This is a genomic window from Burkholderia sp. RF4-BP95, from assembly GCF_001521985.1.
In the GTDB taxonomy this organism is placed as follows: domain Bacteria; phylum Pseudomonadota; class Gammaproteobacteria; order Burkholderiales; family Burkholderiaceae; genus Burkholderia; species Burkholderia diffusa.
In genome coordinates, this window is sequence record NZ_LOSX01000056.1 from 38,813 (window position 1) to 61,641 (window position 22,829).

General features: G+C 66.3%; 20 protein-coding genes. 14 read left to right on the plus strand and 6 right to left on the minus strand.

Going from position 1 to position 22,829, the window contains the following annotated elements; genetic code table 11:
* Positions 1-17 precede the first annotated feature (17 nt).
* Positions 18-1,502 carry a sensor histidine kinase gene (locus WS46_RS19810; RefSeq protein ID WP_059531258.1) on the minus strand — a complete coding sequence of 495 codons (1,485 nt, stop codon included), beginning with the start codon at positions 1,500-1,502 and terminating at the stop codon, positions 18-20.
* Between the two features lie 116 nt (positions 1,503-1,618).
* Positions 1,619-2,311 carry a response regulator transcription factor gene (locus WS46_RS19815; protein WP_006401494.1) on the minus strand — a complete coding sequence of 231 codons (693 nt, stop codon included), beginning with the start codon at positions 2,309-2,311 and terminating at the stop codon, positions 1,619-1,621.
* Positions 2,312-2,434: 123 nt separating this feature from the next.
* Here WS46_RS19815 and WS46_RS19820 point away from each other — a divergent pair, with 123 nt between their 5' ends.
* Entirely contained in the window at positions 2,435-2,665 is a 231-nt protein-coding gene (locus WS46_RS19820) for a DUF3717 domain-containing protein (protein WP_006756491.1), read from the plus strand.
* 92 nt (positions 2,666-2,757) lie between these two features.
* Here WS46_RS19820 and WS46_RS19825 read toward each other — a convergent pair whose 3' ends face one another.
* Together WS46_RS19825 and phhA are read right to left on the minus strand one after the other, a co-directional pair.
* Positions 2,758-3,066, minus strand: a complete 309-nt coding sequence (locus WS46_RS19825; RefSeq protein WP_059691493.1) for a 4a-hydroxytetrahydrobiopterin dehydratase — start codon at positions 3,064-3,066, stop codon at positions 2,758-2,760.
* A gap of 158 nt (positions 3,067-3,224) precedes the next feature.
* Complete coding sequence (gene phhA, locus WS46_RS19830) at positions 3,225-4,151, minus strand: phenylalanine 4-monooxygenase (RefSeq protein ID WP_082725368.1); 927 nt, start codon at positions 4,149-4,151, stop codon at positions 3,225-3,227.
* A gap of 106 nt (positions 4,152-4,257) precedes the next feature.
* On the opposite strand from phhA, the gene WS46_RS19835 reads away from it, so the two are divergent.
* Entirely contained in the window at positions 4,258-4,743 is a 486-nt protein-coding gene (locus WS46_RS19835) for an Lrp/AsnC family transcriptional regulator (RefSeq protein ID WP_006408082.1), read from the plus strand.
* A gap of 54 nt (positions 4,744-4,797) precedes the next feature.
* Here WS46_RS19835 and WS46_RS19840 read toward each other — a convergent pair whose 3' ends face one another.
* Together WS46_RS19840 and WS46_RS19845 are read right to left on the minus strand one after the other, a co-directional pair.
* On the minus strand, positions 4,798-5,331 hold the full coding sequence (locus WS46_RS19840) for a class IV adenylate cyclase (protein ID WP_059531241.1): 534 nt from the start codon (positions 5,329-5,331) through the stop codon (positions 4,798-4,800).
* 240 nt (positions 5,332-5,571) lie between these two features.
* On the minus strand, positions 5,572-6,471 hold the full coding sequence (locus WS46_RS19845; RefSeq protein WP_059691494.1) for a LysR family transcriptional regulator: 900 nt from the start codon (positions 6,469-6,471) through the stop codon (positions 5,572-5,574).
* Between the two features lie 163 nt (positions 6,472-6,634).
* Between WS46_RS19845 and WS46_RS19850 the strand changes: the two genes are divergently transcribed.
* The 12 genes from WS46_RS19850 to rsmG all read left to right on the plus strand — a co-directional run bounded on the left by WS46_RS19850 (position 6,635) and on the right by rsmG (position 22,816).
* Positions 6,635-8,320 (plus strand): GMC family oxidoreductase, encoded by a 1,686-nt coding sequence (locus WS46_RS19850; protein ID WP_059691576.1) that lies wholly within the window; start codon positions 6,635-6,637, stop codon positions 8,318-8,320.
* Between the two features lie 469 nt (positions 8,321-8,789).
* Positions 8,790-9,569 carry an ABC transporter ATP-binding protein gene (locus WS46_RS19855; RefSeq protein WP_040142748.1) on the plus strand — a complete coding sequence of 260 codons (780 nt, stop codon included), beginning with the start codon at positions 8,790-8,792 and terminating at the stop codon, positions 9,567-9,569.
* Positions 9,566-10,321 carry an ABC transporter ATP-binding protein gene (locus WS46_RS19860; protein ID WP_059465973.1) on the plus strand — a complete coding sequence of 252 codons (756 nt, stop codon included), beginning with the start codon at positions 9,566-9,568 and terminating at the stop codon, positions 10,319-10,321. Before WS46_RS19855 ends, WS46_RS19860 begins: the two co-directional genes overlap by 4 nt.
* A 77-nt stretch (positions 10,322-10,398) precedes the next feature.
* Complete coding sequence (locus WS46_RS19865; protein WP_059531235.1) at positions 10,399-11,598, plus strand: ABC transporter substrate-binding protein; 1,200 nt, start codon at positions 10,399-10,401, stop codon at positions 11,596-11,598.
* A 114-nt stretch (positions 11,599-11,712) separates the two neighbouring features.
* Positions 11,713-12,597, plus strand: coding sequence for a branched-chain amino acid ABC transporter permease (locus tag WS46_RS19870; protein WP_059691495.1), 885 nt, complete (start codon positions 11,713-11,715; stop codon positions 12,595-12,597).
* Positions 12,597-13,571, plus strand: a complete 975-nt coding sequence (locus tag WS46_RS19875; RefSeq protein WP_059691577.1) for a branched-chain amino acid ABC transporter permease — start codon at positions 12,597-12,599, stop codon at positions 13,569-13,571. Before WS46_RS19870 ends, WS46_RS19875 begins: the two co-directional genes overlap by 1 nt.
* Before the next feature lie 1,117 nt (positions 13,572-14,688).
* Complete coding sequence (locus WS46_RS19880; protein WP_059531229.1) at positions 14,689-15,846, plus strand: ABC transporter substrate-binding protein; 1,158 nt, start codon at positions 14,689-14,691, stop codon at positions 15,844-15,846.
* 201 nt (positions 15,847-16,047) lie between these two features.
* Positions 16,048-17,103, plus strand: a complete 1,056-nt coding sequence (locus WS46_RS19885) for a branched-chain amino acid ABC transporter permease (protein WP_059691496.1) — start codon at positions 16,048-16,050, stop codon at positions 17,101-17,103.
* 4 nt (positions 17,104-17,107) lie between these two features.
* On the plus strand, positions 17,108-18,892 hold the full coding sequence (locus tag WS46_RS19890) for an ATP-binding cassette domain-containing protein (protein WP_059691497.1): 1,785 nt from the start codon (positions 17,108-17,110) through the stop codon (positions 18,890-18,892).
* Entirely contained in the window at positions 18,892-19,647 is a 756-nt protein-coding gene (locus tag WS46_RS19895) for an ABC transporter ATP-binding protein (protein WP_059531413.1), read from the plus strand. Before WS46_RS19890 ends, WS46_RS19895 begins: the two co-directional genes overlap by 1 nt.
* A gap of 515 nt (positions 19,648-20,162) precedes the next feature.
* A complete protein-coding gene (gene mnmG / locus WS46_RS19900; protein ID WP_059691498.1) occupies positions 20,163-22,133 on the plus strand; it encodes a tRNA uridine-5-carboxymethylaminomethyl(34) synthesis enzyme MnmG in 1,971 nt (656 codons plus the stop codon).
* A complete protein-coding gene (rsmG, locus tag WS46_RS19905) occupies positions 22,130-22,816 on the plus strand; it encodes a 16S rRNA (guanine(527)-N(7))-methyltransferase RsmG (RefSeq protein ID WP_059691499.1) in 687 nt (228 codons plus the stop codon). Before mnmG ends, rsmG begins: the two co-directional genes overlap by 4 nt.
* Positions 22,817-22,829 lie beyond the last annotated feature (13 nt).

Consider the following 22,829-nt stretch of genomic DNA (forward strand, 5'->3'; position numbering starts at 1 on the left):
GGGCTGGCGCGCGCGCTTCAGTGCGTCGGCGCGGCGGCCGGCGTCTCGCTTGCCGGCTTCGCGGTGCGCTTGGCGAGCGGCACCCGCACCACGAAACGCGAACCACCTTCCGCTGCATCCTCGTACGACACCGTGCCGCCGTGCATCGCGATGATGTCGTGCACGATCGCGAGCCCGAGCCCGGCGCCGGTCTCGACGCCGTTGCCGCTCTGCGCATCGCCGCGGAAGAAGCGCTTGAACAGGTCGGCCTGCTGGCCGGCCGGCACGCCCGGGCCGTTGTCCTCGACGACGATCTCGGCGGCCGGCTGGCCGTCCTCGAGCGCGCCGCGCGCGACGTTCACCGTGATCCGCGCGCCGGCCGGCCGTGCGAGCGGCACGTATTTCAGCGCATTGTCGAGCAGGTTCGCGATCACTTCGCGCAGCAGCACGGGGTTGCCGCGCACGTTCAGCGTCTCGTCTTCGCCGGGATCGTCGCTGCGCTGGAAGCCGAGGTCGACATGCGATGCGAGCGCGCGCGGCACCCACTCGGCGCCCGTCTCGAACGCCATCGCGGCCAGGTCGACGTCGACGAAACGCGCGGCCTGTTCGCCCGGTTCCGCACGCGCGAGCGACAGCAGCTGATTCGACAGCCGCACCGCGCGGTCGGCGGCCGCGCGCAGTTCGCGCACCGCGGCGTAGGTCTGCTGCGGGTCGCGCGCGACGGCGGCCTGCTCGGCATGCAGCTTTACGGCCGTGAGCGGCGTGCGCAACTGGTGCGCGGCATCGGCGATGAACTTGCGCTGCGCGTCGAGCGCGGTCTTCAGGCGGCCGAGCAGTGCGTTCATCGCGCTCGTCAGCGGCCGGATCTCGAGCGGCACGTCGGTCTCGTCGACCGGCTCCAGGGATGTGTGGGTCTGCCGGTTCAGCGAATCGGCGAGATGCGTGAGCGGGCCGAGCTGCTGGTTCACGACCCGCCACACGATGCCCCAGCCCGCGAGCAGCAGGAGCAGCAGCGGCATCATGATCGCGACGAGGAATTCGGCCGCGATCCGGTAGCGGTGCCGCACCGGCTGCGCGACCTCGACCACCATCGGCTTGCCGCCTTCGACATCGTCGACGCGCACCTGCGCGACGCGCACCGCGCGATTGTCGTACTCGGCCTCGAACACGTACGCGTGATGCATGCGGCGCACGTTGATGCCGCGCAGCGGCAGCTTCGGGTCGCCGGCGAGTTCCTGTTCGCCGTCGCTGATCCGGTAGATCAGCGCCTCCGCCGGATCGGAGAACATCGCCTGCGCGAGCGGCGGCACCGTGAACGGCGCGTCCGGCCCGGCGATCTGGATCTGTTTGGAGATGGCGGTGGCGAGATCGGCGAGCGAGCGGTCGATCACGTGTTGCGTGTATTGCCACGCGAGCCAGTAGGCAATCAGGCCGCTCATCAGCGCGAGCATCGACAGCGGCGCAGCGAGGCGTCGAAGCAGCGAGCGGCGCAGGCTGGTGGTGACAGCCGGATCAGAAGACATTTCGACGGGCAAATGGATAAGCGCCGCTCACGGGGAGCGGCGCGGACGTGCGTCGGACGGCGACGCGGGCAGGGCGGCTTGCCGGCGGCACGCGGCCGGCCGGCGTGCGGCGCCGCTCAGACGCTCGCGGTCTGGCGGATTTCCTGCAGCAGGTAGCCGAAGCCGCGCACCGTGACGATTTCGACACGGCACTGCTCGAGTTTCTTGCGCACCCGGTGCACGTAGACTTCGATCGCGGTGTCGCCGAGATCGCCGCCGAAATGCGTGAGGTGATCCTGCAGCTGGGCCTTGCTGACCACGCGGCCGTGACGCAGCAGCAGCATTTCGAGCACCGCGAATTCGCGCGGCGACAGTTCCAGCGGCTTGTCGTCGTTGAAGATGCGGCGATCGACGCCCGACAGGCGGACACCGCCGAGCGACACTTCCGGACGCGGCATGTCGCTGTGCGGGCCGCTGCGGCGCATCACCGCGCGGATGCGCGCTTCGAGCTCGGCCGGCTCGAACGGCTTGAGCATGTAATCGTCGGCGCCGGAGTTCAGGCCCTGAATCCGGTCGTTCAATTCGTCGCGCGCGGTCAGCACGATGACCGGCGTGTGGCGATTGGTCTGGCGGAAACGTGTGAGCAGCGTCATTCCGTCGATGCCCGGCAGGCCGAGGTCGAGGATCACGAGTTCGTGGCGGTTTTGTGCCAGCGCCTGTTCGGCAAAGATGCCGTCATGCACCATGTCGACGGTGAAGCCAGCCTGCTCGAGGCTGCTCTGGATACCGCGTGCGATGGGGCGGTCGTCTTCGATCAGAAGGAGTCGCATGAAGTTCGCTCAAGTACAATGGGTTGGCGGTTCAGGCACGCGGATAGCACGACGCCGTTTCCACAGGGGCGCCGCATCGCCTGACAATCAAGCATGGCGGCCAGCGAACGATTAAATCCAATCATGTCCGATATTTCGATTCACGACCTCGAAGCCGCGATCAATTTCTGGCGCGCCCGCTCGCCGTCGAGCGGCGACGAACTCAAACTCTGCGAAGAGGCCAGCGCGCTCTCCAAGCCGTATGCGCTGCTGATTGTACAGCGCGAAGGCGCGCTGCAACTGGAAGGTTTGGACCCCAAGGCGCGGAAAGCGTACGAGACTTACGTGCGCCTTAAGGATGGCTTGGAAAGCTGAAGGCTTTCGCTGAGTACATCCTAGAAAACGTTCATCGAAATGAAAAGTTGACGCGCCGCGCGTCGAAAGACGCGCGGTGGTAGAGGAACGTCTCAGGCGGCCGGTTCCGTGTGGGCGCACACCTGGTCGATGAACGTCGCGAGCGCGATGTCGCGTTCGGTCAGGCCGTCCGCGTCGTGGGTCGACAGCGTCACGTCGACGCGGTTGTACACGTTGAACCATTCCGGATGGTGGTTCATTTCCTGCGCCTTGATCGCGACACGCGTCATGAAGCCGAAGGCCTCGTTGAAATCGGCGAAGCGCAGGCTGCGCTGGATCGCGTCGCGGCCCGGCACGGCCGTCCAGTGCGGCAGGCTTTCGAGCCGGGTCTTGCGTTCTTCTGATGTGAGCTTGTGGATCATGTTGCACCTCGTTCGGTAACGGCGCCCGCACGCGGGCAAGGGCCACGCGGCAAAGCCGGTACCGGTCATTGTTTCATAGTTGCGGGACGGCCATCCGGAGACGGACATCGGGAGGGGCGGGCGCCGGCGCGCGAATCACGCCGGCATGGCCCGCGGACTTACGCGTCGGCGTCGTCCGGCCAGCCTTCGCCCGTGCCGCGTTGCAGCACGAGATCGCCGTCGACCACCGCGCCGGCCGGGAATTCGGGCAGCGCGGCCAGCCGGTCGGCCAGCGCACGGCCGTCGACGTCGGCCAGCGCGAACAATTGCGCGAAATCGTCGATCACGAAGTAGGTCTTCTGGAACGTGTCGATCCGGTAGCGCGTGCGCATCACGCGCTCGAGGTCGAAACCGAGCCGGTTCGGCGCCGCGCTTTCAAGGCTGTACAGGCTCTCGCCCTTGCTCGACACGATCCCGGCGCCGTAAATCGACAGCCCGTTCGTGCCGTTCGGGTCGCGGATCAGCCCGAACTCCACCGTATACCAATAGAGACGCGCCAGCCGCGCGAGCGCCGCTTCGTCGTCCGCCACCGCGAGGGCGGTGCGGCCGTATGCCTGCATGTAGTCGGCGAACACCGGCTCGATCAGGAGCGGCACGTGGCCGAACAGGTCGTGGAAGCAGTCGGGTTCCTGCAGGTAATCGAGCTGATCGGGGCGCCGCATCCACCAGGTGACCGGAAACCGCCGGTTCGCGAGGTGTTCGAAGAACACGCGATCGGGCACGAGGCCCGGCACGGCGACGATTTCCCAGCCGGTGGCCGGTTTCAGCTGGCGATTCACGTCGGCGAACGACGGCACGCGGTCGGCCGGCAGCTCGATCTTCCCGAGCCCCGCGACGAACGCGTCGCATGCGCGTCCGCGCAGCAGCGCCGACTGGCGCGCATAGAGCTGCCGCCACACCGCGTGGTCGACCTGGCCGTAGCGTTCGAGCGGCTGGTCGATGGTGAAATCGGCGCGGGTTTCGAGGCCCGCGTCGAACTGCTCCTGCAGTTTCGCGGTGACGACGGTGGACATGGTGAGGCTCTGCACGCTGTGGTTGGGAACCATGCAAGTGTAGAGCGGGCGACATGCGGAATGGGCGCAAAGATGGCGTGGATTCGCTTATTGATGCGATAATCGCGCATCAAAATCGGAATCAATGCGGAGAATGCTCATGCTGGAACTCGATCACTTCGATCTCGCGCTTCTGGACGTGCTGCAGCGCTTCGGCCGCGCGACGCACCAGCAGCTCGGCGAGGAGGTGCCGCTGTCGCCGTCGCAGATCGGCCGGCGGCTGCAGCGGCTGGAGGCGGCCGGCGTGATCGAAGGCTACCGCGTGATGCTGCGCCCCGAAAAGCTCGGGCTCGGCGTCACGGCGTTCACGAGCCTGAAGCTCAAGCACCACGGCGATTCGATCATCGAGCAGTTCCAGCAACAGATCGACGTGCTGCCCGAAGTGCTCGAATGTCATGCGGTGGTCGGCGACGCCGACTATCTGCTGCGGATCGTCGCGCCGGATCTCAACGCGCTGTCGCAGTTCGTGATGAAGAAGCTGATGCGCGTGCCGGGCGTCGACAGCGTGCGCTCGAACATCGTGCTGACGACCTTCAAGCGCAACGGCGCGCTGCCGCTCGCGCACCTGGCGCCCGGCGCCGCCTGACGCGGTGGCCGGGCCGGCGGCGGGGCGCGAGGCGCCGCCGCGGACAGGGCCGGATCAGGCCGCTTCGGATCGTGCGTCGGCGTTCAGCAGGTCGACGTACGCGACCGCGACGAGATCCTCCTGCGCCACGCCGAGCTTGGCGAACACGTCATGGGCTTCGGCTTCGCCGCCGGCTTCGTCGTCGTCGGGGCCGAGCACCACTTCCAGTTCGATGAAGTCGCCGAGGCCGTCGACGCGGTCGAGGTGGATCCGCGTGCGGCCGACGAGGTAGACGTGCCGTTCCTTCGTCACGATTCCGCGCGTGGTGAGCGCGGTCGCGAGCAGCGAGTGCATCGCGTCCGGGTTCGTCACCGGGCTGCGCGTGTAGTACGACGCCTTCGGGCCGTCACGGTCGTCGCGCTGGTAGAAGATCAGTTCGGCCGGCGTGCCGTCCTCGAAGCGGCGCAGCTTCAGCCGGCCGCGCGGCACGTCGTAGAAGAAATCCTGCTGGCGGTAGAAGAGCGGTGCTTCGGCGGCGAGCTTGGCCGCCTGTTCGCGCAGCCGGTCGAATTCACGGGCGCGGGCTTTGATCTCGATGTTGCGGGCCATGCGGGTCTCCTTCAATCAGGGGTCTCGCGGTGTGCGAAGGCACAATCTAGCAAAAAGCCTGCGATGGTGGCGTGACGGGAAGGCGGGACGCGGCGACGCGCCGCGGGGGCGGCGATTCGCGCCCTTTCGCGATAACACCCGTCACGTACGGGCGCCGATCGGGCACCTGATGCGCGTCGGACGCCGAAGTTCGACGCCCGGTGCCCGGTGCCCGATCGGCCGCACCGGCATCAGCGGCGCTCATATTGCCCATTGGGTCTCGATCAGCCACAGGGCGGCCGCGATCGCCGGTTCGGCGCGCCGCTCGGCGAGCGTCACGAAAGTCAGTTCGGTCGGCACCGTCACGCGTTCGACGATCGTCAGCGCATGCGCGTGCGCTTCGGCCAACGCGGTCGAGTCGCGCGCGAGCGTCAACCCGATCCCCGATTTCACGAGATCGAGCATCGATTGCTCCTGGTCGACCTCGGCGACCTTCACCGGCTGCGCGCCGGCCGCCGCGAACAGCCGCGACAGCAGCCGGTGATGGGCGGACGCCGGCGGCGTCCAGATCCACGGCAGCGCGGCGAGCGCGCGCCAGTCGTGCGCGCGCTGCACGCGCTCCTTCCAGCCGGCCGGCGCGAGCACACGGTACTGGAAGTGCGTGAGCGTGACCGTGTGGAACAGCGCGTCGTCGCGCGGATCGTCCTCGCCGGGCCGGCCGATGTAATAGCCGACGTCGAGCGCCTGCGCGCGCACCTGTTCGAGCACCCAGCCGGACATCCCGTGCCGCAACGCGGTTTCTATCTGCGGATGGGTTTCGACCAGCGCGCGCAGGAAGCCGCCGAGCCGCAGGAAGCCGGGATCGAGGATCGTGCCGATCCGCAGCCGGCCGCGCACCTCGTGGCGCAGCGCGGCAGCGGCGCGCTGCACGTCCGCGGCCGCGGCCAGCGCGCGCTCCGCATGCGGCAGCAGCGTCTGGCCGTCGCGCGTGAGCGCAAGCCCGCGCGACGTGCGCGTGAACAGCGTGACGCCGAGCGTTTCCTGCAAATGCTTGATCTGCAGGCTGACGGCCGGCTGCGTCAGGTGCAAATGCACGGCGGCGCGCGTCAGGTTGCCTTCGCGGGCGACCGTCGCGAACGCACGGAGCAGGGTGAGATCCATCGTCGTGATATGAGCGCAGCTTATAACGCGGTTCAGCATAACTCATTGGATCGGCGGCGGGCGGCCGGAGTACGCTTCATCGACCGCATCGACCGCGACGCACTATGCTGAAAACGACGCGCGGAATCGCATGCGCGATACACAACAATCCATGGAGACACTCGTGAGTACTCAACGCACGCTCGAGGGCGAATTCGATTACGTGATCGTCGGCGCGGGCACCGCGGGCTGCGTGCTCGCGAACCGCCTGACCGAGGATCCCGAAATCCGCGTGCTGCTGCTCGAAGCCGGCGGCAAGGACGACTATCACTGGATCCACATCCCGGTCGGCTATTTGTATTGCATCGGCAATCCGCGCACCGACTGGCTGTACAAGACGCAGCCCGAGGCGGCGCTCAACGGCCGCGCGCTGTCGTATCCGCGCGGCCGCGTGCTCGGCGGCTGCTCGTCGATCAACGGGATGATCTACATGCGCGGCCAGCGCGAGGATTACGACGGCTGGGCGCAGGAAACCGGCGACGCCGGCTGGTCGTGGGACAGCGTGCTGCCCATCTTCAAGCGCAGCGAGGACCACCACGCGGGCGCGAGCGATGCGCACGGCGCGGGCGGCTACTGGCGCGTCGAGAAGCAGCGGCTGCGCTGGGAGATCCTCGAATCGTTCGCGCAGGCCGCGCAGCAGACGGGCATCCCGGCGACCGACGATTTCAACCGCGGCGACAACACCGGGGTCGGCTATTTCGAAGTGAACCAGAAGCGCGGCGTGCGCTGGAATACGTCGAAGGCGTTCCTGCGGCCCGCGATGACCCGCCCGAACCTCACCGTGATCACCGGCGCGCAAGCGCAGCGCGTGATCTTCGACGGGCGGCGCGCGGTCGGCGTCGAGTATCGCGGCGGCGGCACCGACTACGTCGCGCGCGCGCGCGCCGAAGTGCTGCTCACCGCCGGCGCGGTGAATTCGCCGCAATTGCTCGAACTGTCGGGCATCGGTGCGGGCGCGCGACTGCAGGCCCTCGGCATCGACGTCGTGCAGGATCTGCCGGGTGTCGGCGAGAACCTGCAGGATCACCTGCAGTTGCGGATGGCATTTCGCGTCGAAGGCGTACGCACGCTGAACACGCTGTCCGCGCACTGGTGGGGCAAGCTGATGATCGGCGCCGAATATGCGCTGCTGCAGCGCGGGCCGATGTCGATGGCGCCGTCGCAGCTCGGCGCGTTCGCGAAGTCCGATCCGGACGATCCCGCGCTCACGCGCCCCGATCTCGAATACCACGTGCAACCGCTGTCGCTGGAGCGTTTCGGCGAGCCGCTGCACGGCTTCAACGCCTTCACGGCGTCCGTCTGCCATCTGCGACCGAGTTCGCGCGGCAGCGTGCATATCGCGAGCCCCGATGCGGGCGCGGCGCCGTCGATCGCGCCGAACTATCTGTCGACCGACCACGATCGTCATGTCGCGGCGAATGCGCTGCGCCTCACGCGCCGGATCGCGTCCGCGCCGGCGCTCGCGCGCTACCGCCCCGAGGAGATCCTGCCGGGCACGCGGTACCAGACCGAAGCCGAGCTGATCGAAGCGGCGGGTGCGGTCGGCACGACGATCTTCCATCCGGTCGGTACGTGCCGGATGGGGCGTGCGGACGACGCGCGCGCCGTCGTCGACAGCCGGCTGCGCGTGCGCGGCATCGCGGGGCTGCGGATCGTCGATGCATCGGTGATGCCGTTCATCACGTCGGGCAACACGAATTCGCCGACGCTGATGATCGCCGAGCGCGCGAGCGACATGATCCGCGCCGATCGACGTGCTGCGCACGACGCGACACAGGTGCGAACGGAAGCGGCGGTGACGGCAGCATGACGCCACGCTGACACGCGTGACAGCGGGCCGTCATCCCGGTGCCCGCTGATTCGCTATGCGAAACAAGCTCGCGCGTGCGGATCGCAACCGATCGACGACGCGCACGCCGCGCATTGTTCGCAGTCTTCCTGTTGCGCGACGACATGACGCGCAGCGTAACGTGCCCGCGCTTGCAGGCACGCGTCGTGCGAGCGCGCGACCGTCGATGATGCGCGTGTCAAAAAAAACGCGTCGAAATCCGCGCTCAGCCGCGTCCTGTATGGCGGCCAGCCCTATAAGTGCAAATCCCGATGATTGCACTGCACCAACGGCGCGACAATGTTGCGCAGTGTGCATACGCGTCGGCGCGGGAGACCACCCTCGAGGCGTAATACGGCGCCCCGGGGGCAGCCCGCTGATCCGCGGTTCTGTTCGCGGTCGCTTGCGCGAATCTTCCCGGTGCTTCGCCTGACTTCGTACGGAAGGGAACATGATTCTCGGCGACACGATTCTCGAAACACGCGGACTGACGAAGGAATTCAGGGGCTTCACCGCCGTGAACGGTGTCAACCTGCGTGTGCGCCGCGGTGCGATCCATGCGTTGATCGGACCGAACGGCGCGGGCAAGACCACCTGCTTCAACCTGCTCACCAAATTCCTGACACCGACGGCCGGCCAGATCGTCTTCAACGGGATCGACATCACCGACGAGCGGCCCGCCCAGGTCGCACGTCGCGGCATCATCCGTTCCTTCCAGATCTCGGCGGTATTCCCGCACCTGACCGCATTGCAGAACGTGCGCATCGGCCTGCAGCGCGCGCTCGGCACCGAATTCCACTTCTGGCGCAGCGAGCGCACGTTGCGGCGCCTCGACGATCGCGCGATGGACCTGCTCACGCAGGTCGGCCTCACCGATTTCGCGCACGTGCCGACGGTCGAGCTCGCGTACGGCCGCAAGCGCGCGCTCGAGATCGCGACGACGCTCGCGATGGAACCCGAACTGATGCTGCTCGACGAGCCCACGCAAGGGATGGGCCACGAGGACGTCGACCGCGTGACCGCGCTGATCAAGAAGGTCGCGAGCGGCCGCACGATCCTGATGGTCGAGCACAACATGAACGTGATCGCGGGCATCTCCGACACGATCACCGTCCTGCAGCGCGGCGAGGTGCTGGCCGAAGGGTCGTATGCGGAAGTGTCGAAGAATCCGCTGGTGATCGAGGCCTACATGGGCAGCGCCGATGCGGCGCTCGCGGGGGCGCACGCATGAAGCACAGCGAACGGGAGGAACGCGAATTGAGCGGCGTCGAAAGCGGCACGCCCGCGCTGGAGATCACGGGCCTTGAGGCCTGGTACGGGGAATCCCACATATTGCACGGTGTCGACCTGAGCGTTCATCGCGGCGAGGTCGTCACGCTGCTCGGCCGCAACGGCGCGGGCCGCACCACGACGCTGCGCGCGATCATGGGCCTCACCGGCCGGCGCAGCGGCTCGATCAAGGTCGCGGGCAACGAGACGATCGGCCTCGCGACGCATCGCATCGCGCATTTCGGCGTCGGCTATTGCCCGGAGGAGCGCGGAATCTTCTCGAGCCTGTCGTGCGAGGAGAACCTGATGCTGCCGCCGCCGATCGGGCCGCGCGAGCACGCGATGTCGCTCGACGAGATCTACGCGATGTTCCCGAACCTCGCGTCGCGCCGGCAGAGCCAGGGCACGCGGCTGTCCGGCGGCGAGCAGCAGATGCTCGCGGTGGCGCGGATCCTGCGCACCGGCGCGAACCTGCTGCTGCTCGACGAGATTTCCGAAGGCCTCGCGCCGGTGATCGTGCAGGCGCTCGCGCGAATGATCGTCGCGCTGAAGGCGCGCGGCTATACGGTCGTGATGGTCGAACAGAATTTCCGCTTCGCCGCGCCGCTCGCCGATCGCTTCTACGTGATGGAACATGGCCGCATCGTCGAGCATTTCCGCTCATCCGAACTGGAAGGCAAGATGCCGATCCTTCACGACCTGCTCGGGGTGTGACGCCGCCCCGTTTCCCTTGCCGCTAGCCGTGGCGGCCTTCGAACAACCACAACGCATCAGAAGAACAGGAGACGTCAATGAAAATGAAGACCCTCGCACACGCGTGTCTCGCGGTCGCGACCGCAGCGTTCACCGCCGGCGCCGCACACGCCGCGGATAGCGTGAAGATCGGTTTCGTCACCGACATGTCGGGGCTTTACGCGGACATCGACGGGCAGGGCGGCCTCGAGGCGATCCGCATGGCCGTCGCCGATTTCGGCGGCAAGGTGCTCGGCAAGCCGATCGAGGTCGTCTATGCCGATCACCAGAACAAGGCGGACATCGCCGCGTCGAAGGCGCGCGAGTGGATGGACCGCGGCGGGCTCGACCTGCTCGTCGGCGGCACGAATTCGGGGACGGCGCTGGCGATGGCCAAGCTCGCTGCGGAGAAGAAGAAGGTCTACATCAACATCGGTGCGGGCGCGGACACGCTGACGAACGAGGAGTGCACGCCGTACACGGTGCACTATGCGTACGACACGATGGCGCTCGCGAAGGGCACCGGCTCGGCGGTGGTGAAGCAGGGCGGCAAGAGCTGGTTCTTCCTGACCGCCGACTACGCGTTCGGCAAGGCGCTCGAGAAGAACACGTCGGACGTCGTGAAGGCGAACGGCGGCCAGGTGCTCGGCGCGGTGCGGCACCCGCTGTCCGCGTCGGATTTCTCGTCGTTCCTGCTGCAGGCGCAGTCGTCGAAGGCGCAGATCCTCGGCCTCGCGAACGCGGGCGGCGACACGATCAACGCGATCAAGGCCGCGAAGGAATTCGGCATCACGAAGACGATGAAGCTCGCCGGGCTGCTGATGTTCATCAACGACGTGCACAGCCTCGGCCTCGAGACGACGCAGGGCCTCGTGCTGACCGACAGCTGGTACTGGAACCGCGACGCGGCGTCGCGCCAGTGGGCGCAGCGCTACTTCGGCAAGATGAAGAAGATGCCGTCGAGCCTGCAGGCGGCCGACTATTCGTCGGTGACGACCTACCTGAAGGCCGTGCAGGCGGCCGGCACGACCGACTCCGACAAGGTGATGGCCGAGCTGAAGAAGATGAAGATCAACGACTTCTACGCGAAGGGCTTCATTCGCCAGGACGGCAGCATGATTCACGACATGTACCTGATGGAAGTGAAGAAGCCGTCCGAATCGAAGGAGCCGTGGGACTACTACAAGGTGCTCGCGACGATTCCGGGCGATCAGGCATTCGGCACCAAGCAGGAATCGCGCTGCGCGCTGTGGAAGTAAGCGCGACGTAGCGCCGCGCGGCGGCGGGTGCAGCGATGTGCCCGCTGCGCCGCTCGTGCGCGCGACGGCTTGAACGTTGCGCACGCAACGAAACTCATTCTGACGGCTAAGTCGATGGAAATCTTTGGCATTCCGTTGCCGGCGATGCTGAGCCAGTTGCTGCTCGGGCTCGTCAACGGCTCGTTCTACGCGATCCTGAGCCTCGGCCTCGCGGTGATCTTCGGGCTGCTCAACGTGATCAACTTCGCGCACGGCGCGCTGTTCATGCTGGGCGCGATGCTCGCGTGGATGGGGCTGTCGTACTTCGCGTTGCCGTACTGGGCGATGCTCGTGCTCGCGCCGCTGATCGTCGGTGCGTTCGGGATCCTGATCGAGCGTTCGATGCTGCGCTGGCTGTACAAGCTCGATCACCTGTACGGGCTGCTGCTCACGTTCGGCCTCACGCTCGTCGTCGAAGGCGTGTTCCGCTCGATCTACGGGGCGTCCGGCCAGCCGTACGACGTGCCGTCGCAGCTGTCCGGCGCGACCAATCTCGGCTTCATGTTCCTGCCGAACTACCGTGCGTGGGTGGTCCTCGCGTCGCTCGCGGTGTGTCTCGCGACCTGGTTCGTGATCGAGAAGACGCGCCTGGGCGCCTATCTGCGCGCCGGCACCGAGAACCCGAAGCTCGTCGAGGCGTTCGGCGTGAACGTGCCGATGATGATCACGCTCACCTACGGCTTCGGCGTCGCGCTCGCGGCGTTCGCGGGCGTGCTCGCGGCGCCGGTGATTCAGGTGTCGCCGCTGATGGGCCAGCCGATGATCATCACCGTGTTCGCGGTGGTCGTGATCGGCGGGATGGGCTCGATCCTCGGCTCGATCATCACGGGGCTGCTGCTCGGCGTGATCGAGGGCTTCACGCGCGTGTTCTATCCGGAAGCATCGGCCACGGTCGTGTTCGTGATCATGGCGATCGTGCTGCTGATTCGCCCGGCGGGCCTGTTCGGCAAGGAAAAATGATGCAGAGAAAAGTGCTCTACGGCGTGCTGCTCGCGGCACTGCTCGCCGCGCCGTTCATCGGTGCGTATCCGGTGTTCGTGATGAAGGTGCTCACGTTCGCGTTGTTCGCGGCCGCGTTCAATCTGCTGATCGGCTATACGGGGCTGCTGTCGTTCGGCCACGCGATGTTCCTCGCTACCGCCGGCTATGCGACCGGTTATGCGATCCAGACGCTCGGCTTCACGCCCGAGCTCGGCGTGCTCGTGGGCACGTTCGCCGCGACGCTGCTGGGGCTCGTGGTCGGCCTGTTCGCGATTCGCCGGCAGGGGATCTACTTCGCGATGATCACGCTCGCGTTCGCGCAGATGGTCTACTTCATCTACCTGCAGGCGCCGTTCACGCACGGCGAGGACGGCCTGCAGGGCGTGCCGCGCGGGCACCTGTTCGGGCTCATGGACCTGTCGAACGACATCGCGCTCTACTACGTCGTGCTCGCGGTGATCGTCGCGGCGTGCGCGTTCATCGTGCGGATCGTGCACTCGCCGTTCGGCCAGGTGCTCGTCGCGATCAAGGAGAACGAGGCGCGCGCGATCTCGCTCGGCTACGACACCGACCGCTTCAAGCTGCTCGCGTTCATCCTGTCGGCCGGGCTCGCGGGGCTGGCCGGTTCGCTGAAGGTGCTGGTGCTCGGTTTCGAGACGCTGTCCGACGCGTACTGGACGATGTCGGGCCTCGTCGTGCTGATGACGCTCGTCGGCGGGATGGGCACGCTGTTCGGGCCGCTGCTCGGCGCGGCGCTGATCGTCGCGCTGGAGGACCGGCTCGGCGACATCGGCGAGTGGCTCGCGTCGGCGACCGGCATCGGCTGGTTCCACTCGCTCGGCGAATCGACGACGATCGTCACGGGGCTGATCTTCATCGCATGCGTGCTTGCGTTCAGGCGCGGGATCGTCGGCGAGATGGTCGCGCGGGTCAAGACGCTCAGGCCGTCCTGATTGCAGCGCGGCGGCCGGCGCGGCGCGTTGATGCGAAGCACCATCCGGCGCGGCGGGGAAGGGCGTTTCGGCGGCCTCGTGCCGGTGCCGCGCGGCGAGACTGGTGCCCCATTTTCGTGCGGCGATGCACCATAGGGGTAAATGCTAAGTTGTCGCAGGGTGAAAGGTCCTTTAATCTTCGTTTCAGTTCTGATGCACCGCGAAACGAATTTGCAGGTGGAGAACGAGGAGACAATCGAGGCACAAAGTGCCCGGACCCCAAAGCGCTGTTGGACGGAATCCAACAGCGCTTTTTCATTTGGTGCGCGAATTTCCATTGCTGGTGCAGGGCAGTGGCGCCGCATTCTGCACCACCTCGCTCGCGCCTCATCCCGTCTCCCCGTTTTCATCCATTCCTGCCGGTCGATCGCCGCCGGCGCGCAGCCGCGTGCATCGTCGTCCGGGCTTACCCGGTTGGCGTGCGCAAAAAGCGTCCGTTACACTCAGCTTTCGCCGACCGAGCGGTCGGGAAAACGGTCGGCAGTTCTCCTACAAGCAAAATGCAGAAGAGGGAGTGCGGTTGGATGAGAAGCGCGGGACGATGGATCGGGGTGCGAGGGGCGGCTGGCGCCGCTCGTTCGGGGTCGGCAGTGCACGGGTATGCCCCGGCGTTCACGAGCCGTCCTGCGGCCGGCATGCGCGTTCCGGTGCGATTTGCCGGCACGTCGGTCTCCGCGGTCGTTGCGTTCGCATCCGACGTGTCGTTCGCGTTCGCATGAACGGCCGATTTTTCGATTCTGCGCCGCTCGCTCGTGGAGCCGAACCCGGCCCGGCCGGCCGACCTTCCGACGATCGTTGCGTCCGCATCGATCGCGTCTCGCGCAACGTCGCATTTCTCCGTTTTGTTCATCCTGACGACATTGCCGCCGCGCATCGTGGCGGTCGCACGACCGTGTCGGCACGCGCCGCGGCACGTGCGCGCGCGGTATCGCCGGGGCTTGATGGCGGTGCCGGCGTTTCACGGGAAAACGAGCGTAGGCGCGGTACGGCGAGATAGTTAAATTATTAACTTGTTTGAGGACCGGGAGCCGCCCGAGCGACCCGCGGATTTTTCGAGCAGCGTTTGGAGACAACGTAAATGAAGATGAATCGATGGATGGAGGTTCTGCTTGCCGCGGGCCTCGTGTGCGCGGCGGCCACGGCGTCGGCGCAGGTGAAGATCGGTGTGACGCTGTCGGCCACCGGGCCGGCCGCATCGCTCGGGATTCCGGAAAAGAACACGATCGCGCTGCTGCCGAAGGAAATCGCGGGCAAGAGCGTCCAGTACATCGTGCTCGACGATGCGTCCGACACGAGCCGCGCGGTGCAGAACGTGCGCAAGCTGATCGACGAGGATCACGTCGACGCGATCATCGGTTCGTCCGTCACGCCGAACTCGCTCGCGATGCTTGATCCGGTATCGCAAGGCAAGACGCCGACGATCTCGCTCGCGGCGAGCGCGCAGATCATCTCGCCGATGGACGCGAAGCGCGCATGGATGTTCAAGGTGCCGCAGAACGACCAGCTGATGGCCGATGCGATCGCCGGCTACATGGCGAAGCACGGCGTGAAGACGGTCGGCTTCATCGGCTTCGCCGATGCGTACGGCGACAGCTGGTACAAGACGTTCAGCGCGGCGGCCGAGAAGAACGGGCTGAAGCTCGTGTCGAACGAGCGTTACAACCGCACCGACGCGTCGGTGATGGGGCAGGTGCTGAAGCTGATGGGCTCGAATCCCGACGCGATGCTGATCGCCGGGTCCGGCACGCCGGCCGCGCTGCCCGCCAAGACGCTGAAGGAGCGTGGCTACAAGGGCAAGGTGTACCAGACGCACGGCGTCGCGAACAACGACTTCCTGCGCGTGTGCGGCAAGGATTGCGAAGGCGAGATCCTGCCGGCCGGCCCGGTGCTCGTGACCGACCAGCTCCCGGATTCGAACCCGGTGAAGAAGCCGGCGCTCGGCTACAAGGCCGCGTACGAGAAGGCGTACGGCGCGGGTTCGCTGTCGACCTTCGGCGGCCACGCATGGGATGCGGGGCTGTTGCTGCAGCGTGCGATTCCCGACGCGCTGAAGAAGGGCCAGCCGGGTACCGAGGCGTTCCGCGAGGCGCTGCGCGCGTCGCTCGAGAGCGTGAAGGACCTGCCCGTGTCGCACGGCGTGATCAACACGACGCCGACCGATCACAACGGCTTCGACACGCGTGCGCGCGTGATGGTGCAGATCGTCGACGGCAAGTGGAAGCTGCAGGCCGAATAAGCACCACGTGAAACCGGCGGGCGCGGCGCGAACGGCGCCGTGCGCGCCGTCGGCAGCGGAGCGGGCCTGTCGGGCTGCTCCCGTGCCGCATGGAATCACCGGGGCCCGCCGCGTGGCGCCCGACGCGCCGATCTTGCCGTTCGTGCGCCGCGGCCATTCCCGTCTTTCGTTTCTCCGCAGCATTCTCGATACACGAAACGTATGGATCTCTCGATTGCGGCGATCCTCGCGCAAGACGGCATCACGACCGGCGCCATTTATGCATTGCTGTCGCTGGCGCTCGTGCTGGTGTTTTCCGTCACGCGGGTGATCTTCATTCCCCAGGGCGAATTCGTCGCCTACGGTGCGCTCACGCTTGCAGCGCTGCAGGCGCAGAAATTTCCCGCCACCTGCTGGCTGCTGTTCGTGATGGGTATCGCGTGCTTCCTGCTGGAAGTCGGCGGCCTGATCCGCCATCGCGAACGCCGCCATCAGCTCGGCCGCACGCTCGCGACGCTCGCTAGCCGCTACGTGCTGCTGCCGCTCGCGGTGTTCGCGATCGCGCGCAGCTTCGCCGCGCAGCCGATGCCGATGCTTGCGCAGATCGCGCTGACGCTCGCGATCGTCGTGCCGATGGGGCCGTTCGTCTACCGGCTCGTTTATCAGCCGATCGCCGAAGGCACGACGCTGCTGCTGTTGATCGTGTCCGTCGCCGTCCATTTCGCGATGGTTGGCCTCGGGCTCGTGATGTTCGGGGCGGAAGGCTCGCGCACCAACGGCTTCGCGGATGCGTCGCTGTCGGTCGGCAGCATGACGGTGTCGGTGCAGAGCATCCTCGTGGTCGTGACCGCGCTGGTGCTGATCGGTGCGCTCTACGTGTACTTCGGCCGCACGATCGCCGGCAAGGCGCTGCGTGCGACGTCGGTGAACCGGCTCGGCGCGCGGCTCGTCGGCATCGGCACGACCGAAGCAGGGCGGCTCGCGTTCACGCTGGCGGCCGGGCTCGGTGTGCTGTCCGGCATCCTCGTCGGTCCGCTGACGACGATCTATTACGACTCCGGCTTCCTGATCGGCCTGAAGGGTTTCGTCGGCGCGATCATCGGCGGGCTGGTCAGCTATCCGCTCGCGGCCGCCGGCTCGCTGCTGGTCGGCGTGCTCGAATCGTATTCGTCGTTCTGGGCGAGCGCGTACAAGGAAGTGATCGTGTTCACGCTGATCATCCCGGTGCTGCTGTGGCGCAGTTTCGCGACGCCGCACACGGAAGAGGAAGAGGAGTGACGCGATGAAGACGATGGTACGCAACAAGACCTTCTGGGTGTTCCTCGTGGCGCTGTTCGCGCTGCCGGTGCTGCCCGGCGCGCTGCAGGTGCCCGAATACTGGATCACGCTGCTGAACTACATCGGCCTCTACGCGATCGTCGCGATCGGACTCGTGCTGCTGACGGGCGTCGGCGGGATGACGAGCTTCGGGCAGGCCGCATTCGTCGGCATCGGCGCGTATGCGACCGCGTTCCTGACGACGCGCTACGGCGTGTCGCCATGGCTCGCGCTGATCGTCGGCGTCGTGCTGACGGCGCTTGTCGCGCTCGTGCTCGGTGCGGTCACGATGCGCCTGTCCGGGCACTTCCTGCCGCTCGGCACGATCGCGTGGGGCCTCGCGCTGTTCTACCTGTTCGGCAATCTCGAACTGCTCGGCAAGTACGACGGGATCAACGGGATTCCGGCACTGAACCTGTTCGGCATCGAGCTGGGAAGCGGCCGAAGCCTGTACTTCCTGATCTGGGCCGTCGTGCTGGCCGCGATCGTGTCGGTGCAGAACCTGCTCAACAGCCGGCCGGGCCGCGCGATCCGCGCATTGCGCGGCGGCGGCGTGATGGCCGAGGCGATGGGCGTGAACACCGCGTGGATGCGCGTCGTGATCTTCGTCTACGCGGCCGTGCTCGCGGCGGTTTCGGGCTTCCTGTATGCGCACCTGCAGCGCGCGGTGAACCCGACCCCGTTCGGCCTGAACCACGGGATCGAATTCCTGTTCATGGCCGTGGTCGGCGGCGTGTCCCACGTGTGGGGCGCGGTGCTCGGGGCGGCGATCCTCACGGTGCTGCAGGACTATCTGCAGACGCTGTTGCCGAAGCTGCTCGGCTCGGAAGGCAACTTCGAGATCATCGTGTTCGGCGTGCTGATGGTGCTGCTGCTGCAGTACGCGCGCCAGGGCGTGTGGCCGTTCGTCGCGAAGCTGTTTCCGCGCGGGCCGCGCGCGCATGTGCCCGACCATGCCGACCCGTTGCCGCAGCGCGCGAAGCCGGTGGCGGGCGAAGCGCTGCTCGTCGTCGATAACGCGCGCAAGCAGTTCGGCGGCCTGGTGGCCGTCAATGACGTCAGCTTCGACGTGAAAGCGGGGCAGATCATCGGCCTGATCGGCCCGAATGGCGCCGGCAAGTCGACCACGTTCAACCTCGTGACCGGCGTGCTGCAGCCAACCGCCGGCACGATCACGTTCCGCGGCGAGCGGATCGACGGGCTCACGTCGCGCCAGATCGTCCGGCGGGGGATCGGTCGTACGTTCCAGCACGTGAAGCTGCTGCCGACGATGACGGTGCTCGAGAACGTCGCGATCGGCGCGCACCTGCGCGGCCATACGGGCGTGTGGCGCAGCATCGCGCGGCTCAATGCGCACGAGGAAGCGCAGCTGCTGGCCGAGGCGGCACGCCAGATCCGCCGCGTCGGGCTGGAGAGGCACATGTACGACGAAGCGGGCAGCCTCGCGCTCGGTCAGCAGCGGATTCTCGAAATCGCGCGTGCGCTGTGCTGCGATCCGACGCTGCTGCTGCTCGACGAGCCGGCCGCCGGGCTGCGCTACCAGGAGAAGCAGCAACTCGCCCACTTGCTGCGGCGCCTGAAGGCGGAAGGGATGAGCGTGTTGCTCGTGGAACATGACATGGATTTCGTGATGAACCTCACCGACCGGCTGGTGGTGATGGAATTCGGCACGCGGATCGCGGAAGGGCTGCCGCAGGACGTGCAGCAGGATCCGGCGGTGCTCGAAGCATATCTGGGCGGGGTGGAGTGATGACGGATACGACGATGCCGATTCTCGACGTGCGCGGCCTGGCGGTGCGTTACGGGAAGGTCGAGGCGCTGCACGGCGCGGCGATCAAGGTCGGCGCCGGGCAGATCGTCAGCGTGATCGGCCCCAACGGGGCCGGCAAGTCGACGCTGCTGAACGCAATCATGGGCGCGTTGCCGGTGACCGGGCATGCATCAGGGGCGGTGGTGTACCGTGGCAAGGACGTGGGCGCACTGCCGGTCGAACAGCGTGTCGCGCGGGGAATGTGCCTGGTGCCGGAAAAGCGCGAGCTGTTCAGCACGATGACGGTCGAGGATAACCTTGTGCTGGGCGCGTATCGCCGCAAGCTCGCAGGCGAGTCGAACTTCCTCGACCAGCTCGATCACGTATTTGCGCTGTTTCCGCGGCTCAAGGAGCGGCGCAAGCAGGCAGCCGGCACGCTGTCGGGTGGTGAGCGGCAGATGCTCGCGGTGGGCCGCGCGCTGATGGGCAAGCCCGACTTGCTGATGCTCGACGAGCCGAGCCTCGGCTTGGCGCCGCTGATCGTGAAGGAGATTTTTCATATCATCAGCGCGTTACGCGGCACAGGCGTCGCGACGCTGCTGATCGAGCAGAATGCCCGGGCCGCGCTGCAGATCTCGGACTACGGCTATGTACTGGAGACGGGGGAGTTTGCGTTGGAAGGGCCGGCGGCCGAGCTGGCGCAAAATCCGCGCGTGATCGAAACATACCTGGGGTTGGTGAAAAAGACGGCTTGATCGGTGGGGCGGTCGGCGGGAAACGGGCGGCGTGTTTCACGTGAAACACGCCGCTTTTGTTTTCCGGAAGAGGGCGATACGTCGGTGAGTCGGGCGTGGGGATAAGTGCCGGAGCAACAAGCGGAAGCCCTGTGACGAGTGAGACCCCATCACGTCGGGTTGCACAGGGTAGTAAGCGCGGTACGCGCGACGGTGTTCTATCGACACGGGCCAAACGGCACAGGGGATAAGCGCAGGAAGGTCGATCCGAAATGCTGTGATGGCGCAGCGACTGCGGGTTTCGCAAACAATTGCCGGGTGTGCGATTTTGCACAGCCTGACGATGTGCGCTGAGGCTGCGGCAGCGCCGGCCGAAGCAGGCCGCACGGTACAGTTTGTACGATCAGGCGAAAAAAACGACCAAATGAACCGGCCCTACCATTCGGACGGTCTTCGGGTGAAAAGCGAACCCGCTATAATTCGCCCCATACATTTCTCAGATAGGTTCGTGCGCAGTCCTGCGCACGGAATCCACCATGCTTTTTCCCACAGAATTTGACGTCATCGTCGTCGGTGGCGGGCACGCCGGCACGGAAGCCGCGTTGGCATCGGCCCGTATGGGTGCGAAGACGCTGCTCCTGACCCATAACATCGAAACGCTCGGCCAGATGAGCTGCAATCCGTCGATCGGCGGCATTGGCAAGGGCCATCTGGTCAAGGAAGTCGATGCGCTCGGCGGCGCGATGGCCGCCGCGACGGACGAGAGCGGTATTCAGTTCCGGATCCTCAATTCGTCGAAGGGCCCGGCCGTGCGCGCGACGCGTGCGCAGGCCGACCGCATCCTGTACAAGGCTGCAATCCGCCATCGGCTCGAGAACCAGCCGAACCTGTGGCTGTTCCAGCAGTCTGTCGACGACCTGATGGTCGAAGGCGACCGCGTGGTCGGCGCCGTCACGCAGATCGGCATCCGCTTCCGCGCACGTGCGGTCGTGCTGACGGCCGGTACGTTCCTCGACGGCAAGATTCACGTCGGCCTGAACAACTATACGGGCGGTCGCGCGGGCGATCCGGCGGCGGTGTCGCTGTCGGCCCGCCTGAAGGAGCTGAAGCTGCCGCAGGGCCGCCTGAAGACCGGTACGCCGCCGCGTATCGATGGCCGCTCGATCGACTTTTCGAAGCTGGACGAGCAGCCGGGCGACCTCGATCCGATCCCCGTATTCTCGTTTCTGGGCCGTGCGGAGCAGCATCCGCAGCAGTTGCCGTGCTGGGTGACGCACACGAACGAGCGCACCCACGACATCATTCGCGGCGGCCTCGATCGTTCGCCCATGTATACAGGCGTGATCGAAGGGGTCGGCCCGCGTTACTGCCCGTCGATCGAGGACAAGATCCACCGGTTCGCATCGAAGGAATCGCACCAGATCTTCCTTGAGCCGGAAGGGCTGACGACCAACGAGTTCTATCCGAACGGGATTTCGACGAGCCTGCCGTTCGACGTGCAGCTCGACCTCGTGCACTCGATGCGCGGCCTCGAGAACGCGCACATCCTGCGCCCCGGCTACGCGATCGAATACGACTACTTCGACCCGCGCGCGCTGAAGGCATCGCTCGAGACGAAGGCGATCAACGGGCTGTTTTTTGCGGGCCAGATCAACGGCACGACCGGCTACGAAGAAGCGGCCGCACAAGGGCTGCTGGCCGGCCTGAATGCAGGCCGCTACGTGCAGGAGAAGGACGCATGGTGCCCGCGTCGCGATCAGGCCTATCTTGGCGTGCTGGTCGACGACCTCGTCACGCGTGGCGTGGCCGAGCCGTACCGGATGTTCACGAGTCGTGCCGAATACCGTCTGAGCCTGCGTGAAGACAATGCGGACATGCGCCTGACCGAGATTGGCCGCGAGCTGGGCCTCGTCGACGACGTGCGCTGGGATGCGTTCAGTCGGAAGCGCGACGCTGTTTCACGTGAAACCGAACGACTGAAGTCGACGTGGGTCACGCCGAAGACGCTGCCGCCTGAAGAGGCGACTGCGTTGCTCGGCAAGGCGATCGATCACGAGTACAGCCTCGCCGAACTGCTGCGGCGCCCCGGTATCAGCTACGACGGTGTGTGCGGCCTGAAGGGCGGTGAATGTGCGCCTGCAGAGCCGTTGGCCGACGATCCGGTGCTGCTCGAGCAGATCAAGGAGCAGGTCGAGATTGGCATCAAATATCAGGGCTATATCGAGCGGCAGGCCAGCGAGATCGAGCGCAACGATGCGAACGAGAACACACGCCTGCCGGACGGTATCGACTACCGCGAGGTGCGCGGCCTGTCGTTCGAAGTGAGCCAGAAGCTGAACGAGTTCCGCCCGGAAACGATCGGCCAGGCATCGCGGATTTCGGGCGTCACGCCGGCTGCGATCTCGCTGCTGATGGTGCACCTGAAACGCCGGGGCCTCGGCCGTCGTAACGGCGCCGCCGCGGAAGTGACGGAACAGGGGGACGGCACCGTCCCGACGCAACAATGACGGCGCGTCGCGCGCCGGCGGTTAATCGGGACGTACTTGAACAGATGCTCGTCGACGGCACGGCCGCGCTCGACATCACGTTGACGGATGCACAACGCAACCAGCTGCTCGACTATGTCGCGCTGCTCGGCAAGTGGAACGCGGTCTACAACCTGACCGCGATCCGCGACCCGAAGCAGATGCTGATCCAGCACATTCTCGATTCGCTCTCCATCGTTCCGCATCTGCGCGACCGTGCATCAGCGCGCGTGCTCGACGTGGGTTCGGGCGGCGGATTGCCCGGTATCGTGCTGGCGATCGTCCAGCCGGACTGGCGGGTCACGCTGAACGATATCGTGCAGAAGAAGTCTGCATTCCAGACGCAGATGCGCGCCGAGCTGAAGCTCGCGAACCTGTCTGTCGTCACCGGGCGTGTCGAATCGCTGCAGCCGGGTGTCGAAGTGCCGGAAAAATTCGACATGATCGTATCCCGCGCTTTCGCGGATCTATCCGACTTCGTTAAACTTGCTCGACATCTCGTCGCGCCCGGCGGATCGATCTGGGCAATGAAGGGTGTCCATCCGGACGACGAAATTGCACGGCTGCCGGAAGGCAGTCACGTAAAGCAGACGATGCGGCTGGCGGTACCGATGCTCGATGCCGAACGGCATCTGATCGAGGTCACCGTCGACGAGGCGAATTGAAGGTGCGCGGTAG